Source organism: Verrucomicrobiales bacterium (assembly GCA_016793885.1).
Classification (GTDB): Bacteria; Verrucomicrobiota; Verrucomicrobiia; order Limisphaerales; family UBA11320; genus UBA11320.
The window spans coordinates 1-7289 of sequence record JAEUHE010000253.1 but is presented as its reverse complement, the minus strand read 5'-3'; the positions used below and the strand labels follow the sequence as shown (position 1 = coordinate 7289).

Genomic DNA, 7289 nt, shown 5'->3' with positions numbered 1-7289 from the left:
CTTGGTCATCGTTCACTTTCACACCGGTTGGTTGCTGGGTAACCAGGGAGGACTCCTACGGCTGGATGTCCTCTCGGCTGATGCCAAAGACTTCTTCAGCCTCCCACTTCCCAGGAAGGTCTGGGAGGAAACCAGACACTTTCGAGACCCAGGGTTTGTTCAATTCATCGAGGGGAAGAAAATGCCAAGGACCCGAAAATCGACCAGATTGATTCGCCGAAAACGAAGTCGGGAAGGTCGAAAGTGAACTCCGCAGGAATCCAAGAATCCTCTCCACTCTCCGAGAGGAGGGAGTTGGGATTTGATTGGATTTCGAGGATGGGGGTTGGTTTTTTTTTGATTAAATTGGGGGGGAACGAAGTCGGGGTCGGGAGAGAGGGGTTAGTGTCTATGGGTAGTATAGTAGAGATGAGGGTTGGTTTTTGTATCGGTCAAGGTTGGTTGACCCGTTGATGTGGTTGATATGGATGGGGTGTCTGTCAGTTAGGATGATAGGGGTAGAGTCTGATGGGAGGAGGTGAGGGTGGGAGGGGTGAAGGGGGGATAAAAATTTTGCCCACCCCCAAACCCCCTCCCGTGTTGGAAGCCGAGTGATTGAACCGCAAAGGGCGCGGAGGACGCGGGCCAGGGGATTAACGCAAGGGCGCGGGACCTGTCGCAAAGACGCAAGCAAGACCAGGAACGAGTTGAGCAGACTCTGCCGCTTGCGATCTATTCCGGGAGACCGTTCACCACCCGACGGATACCGGATTTCACCCAGCGTTCCCCGAAGTTAATGACTAGCCCTAGCCGCAATCGGGTCACACGAAGGTATGTCAGCATTTGTGCTTCGAAGATCGGGTTCCATTCTACCGCAGCCTTGTTCTCGACCAGCACCAAGCCTTCCACCCTCATGTCCACCCGGAGCGGGTAGCGAAGCCTCCGACCTTTGTAGGAAACGGGGATGATCTGCTGCCGTTCGACTCGTAGCCCGCGCAGCGTCAGTTCCTCGACCATGGATTCCTCATACAGGTCTTCCAGCAGGCCTGGACCTCCCAATGTTCGGTGCACCTCGACGGCAGCCTCCACAATCATCGCCGCAATGGTATTCTCGTCGCTCATGTAACGCCTCCTTACCGCGATCCAAGCCGGTCATCGCGGGGCATTCAAGAGGAAACCCGGGGGTGGTGGCCGGTGGGACCCGGAAGAAACGCAACGGCGCGGGACCTGTCGCAAAGGCGCAAGTTGGACCGAGATCTGCATGGCTGACGGGGGATGTAGGTGATCACGGCACAACAATGGACATTCCGGAACCAGCCCTGCCTCTGGTATCCAACCCTTCCAATTCCTGGCCTTCTACAGTCTCCTTTTCGCTCCCTGCTAGCGTCCTTGCGACAGGTCCCGCGCCTTTGCGTTAAATTCCCGCCGTCCCCGGTAAGGAAGGATTCCTGAAACCAAAGGTGGGCTGGCCGCGGATAGGTCATTGATGTGGGCTTGCCCTTTTTGGGTGCCCCCGATCGACCTGATGTTCTCCGCTCGGCCACAAAAGAATCTTAAGGCAGCACTGGAGTATTTCCGGGTCCACCTCCAACCGGGGGATGGCGGGGTATCCCAAGGTCAGGGAGCTTGGATCGGGAAGGGGCTCGACCGACTGGGGATCCACCCTGGGCAACCTGTCACAGCTGAGATGTTCGATCGCTTGTGCCACAATCGACATCCGATAACCGGGGAACAGCTCACCGCACTCACGGTGCCAGGGCGACGCATCTTCTTTGACTTCGTGGTCTCCGCACCGAAGAGCGTTTCGATCATGGCTCTGACCGTAGGTGATGCCCGCATCCTTCAACTGCACGAGGCTGCGGTTCGCACCGCTGTCGCCCGCATGGAGCAGTTCGCTTCCACGCGTGTCCGGAAGGATGGTAAGGATGAGGATCGCGTTACGGGAGAGTTGGTGGCAATTTTGTTCCAACATGCGTGTTCTCGTGCGCTTGACCCGCAGTTGCACACTCACCTTGTCGTCTTCAATGCCACATGGGACCCCGTCGAGAAAACTTGGAAAGCGCTCCAAACCGGGAAAATGTTTGAGGCCCTGAGCTATTGCACTGAGGTCTACCGGAGTGAGTTGGCAGCGGGTTTGAAAGACCTGGGGTATCGAATCCGGAACACGCGCAAGGGATTCGAGATCGAAGGAGTTTCGCTAGAGGTCATCCGCAAGTTCAGCAAACGTGCTGAACAAATCGACCGAGCAGAGGAGAAGTTAGCCAAGAAGCTGGGGGCCAAACCGTCGCCACAAACGCGCATGCACCTGGCACAATCCACTCGAGGTCCGAAGCTACAGGTCACGCAGGCGCAGTTGTTGAAACACCAGCAAGAGCAACTCACACCGGAAGAGTTGGCGGAATTGAACCGGGTTCGCCAAGCTGCCCGAGGTTACCGACCGCAGGCCGCGACCATTTCGACTGCGCAGGCTTTGGACTATGCTCGTGATCACCTTTTCGAACGTCGATCGACGGTGGAACGACATGAGCTGCTTCAAGAGGCATTGAAACACGGGCGGGGGGATGTGCGCGACGCAGACCTTCGAAGTGCGTTGGAAAGGCGTCCGGAGTTTATCACGGTCGAGGGTAGGCTGACCACGAAGGAGACATTGAGGCTGGAACGCGAGCTGATCGCGTGGGTCAATCAGCAGGCAGGCCGATACAAACCCTTCGCGGCACATGTCCGCGAAGACCCTCAGCTCAGTCCGGCACAAAACCAGGCATTGCTGAAAATGTTGTGGTCGACCGACGGCGTCACGCGAATTGGTGGAGGAGCGGGGACAGGCAAGACGCACCTTTTGACGCGTTTTGTTCGAACCCTCCGCGAGAATGGGCACGATGTCTTCGTTTGCGCTCCTACGACTCAGGCGGTCGATGTCTTGAGGCGTGACGGTTTTGTGGAAGCTCAGACTCTCCAGAGATTGCTTGCAGACGAAACCCTACAACTCACCGTCAAAGGCAAGGTGCTGCTTGTTGACGAGGCCAGCCTGTTGTCCGTGGGTCAAATGCATGACCTGTTCAGCCTTTCGAAACGCGCTCGGTGTCGTGTTGTCCTCTCCGGAGACATCCGCCAGCATCACAGCGTCGAGGCGGGAGATTCCCTGCGCGTGTTGGCTGTTCATGCTCAACTTCATTCGGCTCAATTGGACGAGATCCTTCGGCAGAAGCCAAAGCCGTATCGGGAAGCAGTGGATGCCGTTGCTGCCGGAAGGATTGCCGAAGGTTATTCGCGGCTCAACCGCCTTGGGGCTATCGTGGAAGCCCAGGATCATGGGCAGCTCATTGCCGAATACGTAGACTCCGTCAGGCGCAAGCGTTCCACTTTGATCGTTTCGCCAACCTGGCGGGAAATAACCCTCATTAGCAACGTGCTGCGGGAACGACTCGCCCAAGAAGGCGTTCTACAGAAGAGGGACCATGACATCTGGTCCCACAGCTCCATGGATTGGACGCTGGCCCAGCGGCGCGATCTCCGAAACTACCGTCCCGGCTTGGTGCTCACCTTTCAACGATCCACACGAGATTTCCGATCTGGCGAGTGGGCGAAGGTGCTTGAAGTGCGGGGTGACCAGTTGGTGGTTCAGAATGGTGCAGGTCGCAAAGTGAAGGTCTCCAAGAAGCAGGCGTTGTGTTTTGATGTGTCTGAGGTGAAATGCATTCCGGTAGCACCCGGAGAGCGTCTTCTGATCCAAGGCAACTGCCGACGGCTGGGCCTGATCAACGGTCAAATTGTAACTGTATCCAAGATTGATGACCGTGGTCACATTCACCTGACGGATGGCCGGAAGATCGACAAGGGGTTTCGTTCCTTTACCTACGGGTATTGCGTCACCAGTCACGCAGCTCAGGGAAAAACCGTCGATCACGTCTATCTCGCGGTCTCGTCCAAGTCGTTCCTGGCTGCGAGCCGCGAACAATTTTATGTCAGCGTTTCACGAGGTCGATACCGAGTCCGAGTATTCACTGACGACAAGCGTGGACTTCTCCAGTCGGTTCAGGAATCCAGTGCCCGATTGAGTGCGGTTGAAATGGTCAAGGGCTGGATTAAACCCCAAATCAAATCATCGATCCAAACCCATGTTGCGCCGAAAGTCTCCATCTGACGAAACGCTCCCGAAGGATCCCAAAGGGTTCGTTCCCTATCCGAACTGCTCAGATCCCTTTCAGTTGGGTTACGGAGCTGTTGGAATTCACTTCTATACGCCAACGGAAGCCTTCTATCTGCCCTACACGGGGCTCCAGACGATGCGGTTGCAGGCGGAGAGCCTACAACTGGTCTTTACCACGGATGATGTCCTCGTCGAGGGACGTGGACTGCACTCGGTGTATGCACAGATCGCAGATCAGAAAATAAAACGCCTTCACGAACAGGGCGAGCGGTATGAGGCGGCTAGCGAATCGCCTATCTTCGTGAGGAGAATCTCTCGGGTACCAAGGCAGGGAGCGACTTGAACCGCGAAGGGGGGAACTGGGGATAAACGCAACCCCGACTAGAAGTGCGGGGTGAACGACGCGGGACCCTGTCGCAATGGCGCAAGGAATCGTTGAGTGGACCAGGCCTGCCGCTGGCGGTGGGCCCTTGCGCTGATCTCGTTCGTACGTTAATGAGAGAACATCGAGTATCTTTTCAAGGAGGACACATGAGAGACGAATATGACTATTTGGCGTATGAAGCCCTCAGGTTTGAATTAGCAGACAAAGGATTCATTCCTCCGTGGGACGATCGACGAGACCCAGTGCGGTTTGATGTCGGCAGACTTCGGATCAGTCGTGAAGTCGTGGCGCGACTTCCTGTTGGGCGCATTGCATATTACGTAGACATGCACAGGAGAGGAAGGTCTGACGCCTATTCGGTAGCGTCCGATGAGCATATTGAATCCATGATCCAGATGGGCCTGAGCGTCGCGTCGTTTTTCTTCACCAAGGGGCCGGACCTTCCAGAGCAGGACGCCCTGCTCGTGCTAACAAATCGACACCGGACTCGGACAGTCGTTCGATTCCAGTATGAAACAGCGAACGCTCGAAACCGACGCGTCGGGATGAAACCAGATTGCCAAGAAAGGCCATCGGCGAGGAGCCTGAGAGATTACTTCAACCGCTAGTGCGAATCCTCCCCGGTAGGAAGGCAGGCTTTGGGTGCAGGGTGTGCAACTCTCTAGCGAAGGGGCGGGTCGGACCAGAAACGACGGATGCTACACTCCTCGGGCCAAACCGGTTGAGCTTCGGACCTGGTCAAGGTGGGAGATTTCGGCCAGGCAGGCGGATGATTCGATCCACGGTTTCAATTCGGATGAGTTCTCGGACTACAGGCTGCTCAAGAACACGGATCACAGCAGGCGCGAATGGTTCCAGAGTGGGGAGACGGTTGTCGGAAGTGACGAGTATGATCACTGGCACTGGTAGGGCCGAGAGGTTCTGCTGGAATTGCAGGTTTTGATCGACGGTAAGAAAAACATCGAAGCTTTCGCTGCATCGGTTCAGAAGAACACCATTGGTCAAGGCTGCCCAGCCCATGTCGAAGGTGGTCCGCACCTCATGTCCGACGAGGAGTCGACCGAAGCGCTTTGGAACACAGTGGTCGAGGAGGATCCTCACGCGATCTTCGCCTCTTCAAACAGGTGACGCCCGGCGATCTCGATAACGGCTTGCGCCTGTTCGCGGGTCACCCCCGGAAAGTCCTCAAGAAAAATGTCAAGGGAGTCCCCGGCCTCCAGGTGGTCGAAAAGACTTTTGACGGGCACGCGGGTGCCGCGGAACACAGGCACGCCCCCCAACCGAGCGGCATCGCGCTCGATGAAACGTTCCAACAATCCGAGAACGCTCGAACCAGGGTTATGATCCATGCTCAGTGCCATACTCTTTGAATGTATCATCGGATGGATCCTTTTGGCAATCGGCCGTGGAGGGTATTTTGGGCCTGAATGTTAACCGCAAAGGTCGCCAAGGACGCGAAGAGGGAACGAACCGCATTAACGCAAGGGCGCGGAACCTGTCGCAAAGGCACAAGATTAGGACGCGGACAGAACCCTTTCCGCCAGTCGGCCCCATCCGGAAGCTGGGAGCTCCTTGAAAGGCTTTGGTTGCAACTACAGAAGAGTTCCAACCTTTGCGTCCTTAGCGACCTTTGCGGTTCAACATCGGTTTCTTCCGTCCACGCTTCCGTTTGCGACTTTACGACAAGTCCCGCGACTTTGCGTCAAAGCCTTCGATTTCAGGTTCCCCCTCGACCCGAATCGCGGAAGGCGTTGGCGAGGATGTCGGCGATCGCCAGTTCGAACTGCTGCAAACCCGAGAAATCCCCGTTCGGCGGCCTAATCAAAGTCCCTCGCTCCCCCGCTCTACGGTCGATCTCTCGCTCCGACCGCAGCAGTAGACTCGTCAATGCTCGGATCACGTGGCTCACTTTCACCTGCGCGCTCAGCCTCACCGCTAAGTTGTTTACCAATCGGTCGATGGCCTGCGACTCTTCTCGCGTAAACAAGATCCGCTTCTCCTGGTCCAGACGATGGACGTGGGGTCTCGCCGCCAACGGTGCCGAGGGGTGTGGCTTGGACATGGGGTCTGTGGGCCGCAGGCGGGGTGCGCCATCGCCGACTTCCACGGAACGACGTGATGGCGATTGGGGTTCGGCGCGGTGTTCCGCCACATCGCTCAGAATGGATGCATCCAAGGGACGGAACGGCTTCTCGTCTGACGGTGCACGCTTACCCATTTACGACTCCGCCCAGGGGGAGTTGGGCTTCGAGCAGAGCTAATCGGTCAAGAATCTCCCCGGCCAGCTGCCGGTATTCATCGGTCAGTTTGTGCGTTGAGTGCGTTTCGAACAACGTCTTCCCTACCTTCTGAGTTTGTGGAATGACCGTTGATCGGCCGATGGTGGTCCGAAACTTGAGGGATTCGTTGCTACCTTTGACGACAAACGCTTGGTCGACGAAATCCGTCAGCGAGTTCGCCAAGCTCGTTCTCTTATCCACCCCGGACAGCACGACTCCGAGGAGCAGAAGCCCTGGATTTCCTCGACGCTGGGCGTCATGAATATCAGTCAGGGCATCATTCAACCCAGCAATGGCGAAGGGATCCGGCATCGCTGACAGGATAAAGTAGTCAGCCGACAAGTAGGCGGCGATCGTTGGAGACGTCGCATTCGGAGCTGTATCGAGAAAGATATAGTCGTAGTGGCCACGCAGTGCCTCCAGAGGGGTGCGCAAGACGTCGCGAGGGGTCAGAAACTTGCTCTTGCTGGCCAGGGCTTGATCAATCCCCTCCAGCTTC

At 56.7% G+C, this 7289-nt stretch carries 7 protein-coding genes; 2 read left to right on the top strand and 5 right to left on the bottom strand.

Translation table 11 applies throughout. The features are described 5' to 3' along the window. Positions 1–711 precede the first annotated feature (711 nt). Positions 712–1101 carry a GxxExxY protein gene (locus JNN07_27835; protein ID MBL9171574.1) on the bottom strand — a complete coding sequence of 130 codons (390 nt, stop codon included), beginning with the start codon at positions 1099–1101 and terminating at the stop codon, positions 712–714. A gap of 364 nt (positions 1102–1465) precedes the next feature. On the opposite strand from JNN07_27835, the gene JNN07_27830 reads away from it, so the two are divergent. Further along, positions 1466–4120: a relaxase domain-containing protein gene (locus JNN07_27830; GenBank protein MBL9171573.1), complete on the top strand. Its 2655-nt coding sequence runs from the start codon at positions 1466–1468 to the stop codon at positions 4118–4120. Next, positions 4095–4469, top strand: a complete 375-nt coding sequence (locus JNN07_27825) for a hypothetical protein (GenBank protein MBL9171572.1) — start codon at positions 4095–4097, stop codon at positions 4467–4469. Before JNN07_27830 ends, JNN07_27825 begins: the two co-directional genes overlap by 26 nt. A 780-nt stretch (positions 4470–5249) precedes the next feature. On the opposite strand, the gene JNN07_27820 is transcribed toward JNN07_27825, so the two are convergent. The 4 genes from JNN07_27820 to JNN07_27805 form a co-directional block, all read right to left on the bottom strand. Further along, positions 5250–5612 carry a hypothetical protein gene (locus JNN07_27820; GenBank protein ID MBL9171571.1) on the bottom strand — a complete coding sequence of 121 codons (363 nt, stop codon included), beginning with the start codon at positions 5610–5612 and terminating at the stop codon, positions 5250–5252. Next, positions 5609–5860 (bottom strand): DUF433 domain-containing protein, encoded by a 252-nt coding sequence (locus tag JNN07_27815; GenBank protein MBL9171570.1) that lies wholly within the window; start codon positions 5858–5860, stop codon positions 5609–5611. The genes JNN07_27820 and JNN07_27815 overlap by 4 nt, the downstream gene beginning before the upstream one ends. A 368-nt stretch (positions 5861–6228) precedes the next feature. After that, positions 6229–6573 carry a hypothetical protein gene (locus tag JNN07_27810; protein ID MBL9171569.1) on the bottom strand — a complete coding sequence of 115 codons (345 nt, stop codon included), beginning with the start codon at positions 6571–6573 and terminating at the stop codon, positions 6229–6231. 148 nt (positions 6574–6721) lie between these two features. Continuing rightward, the coding region (locus JNN07_27805; GenBank protein MBL9171568.1) for a ParA family protein at positions 6722–7289 on the bottom strand (568 nt) is incomplete at its 5' end.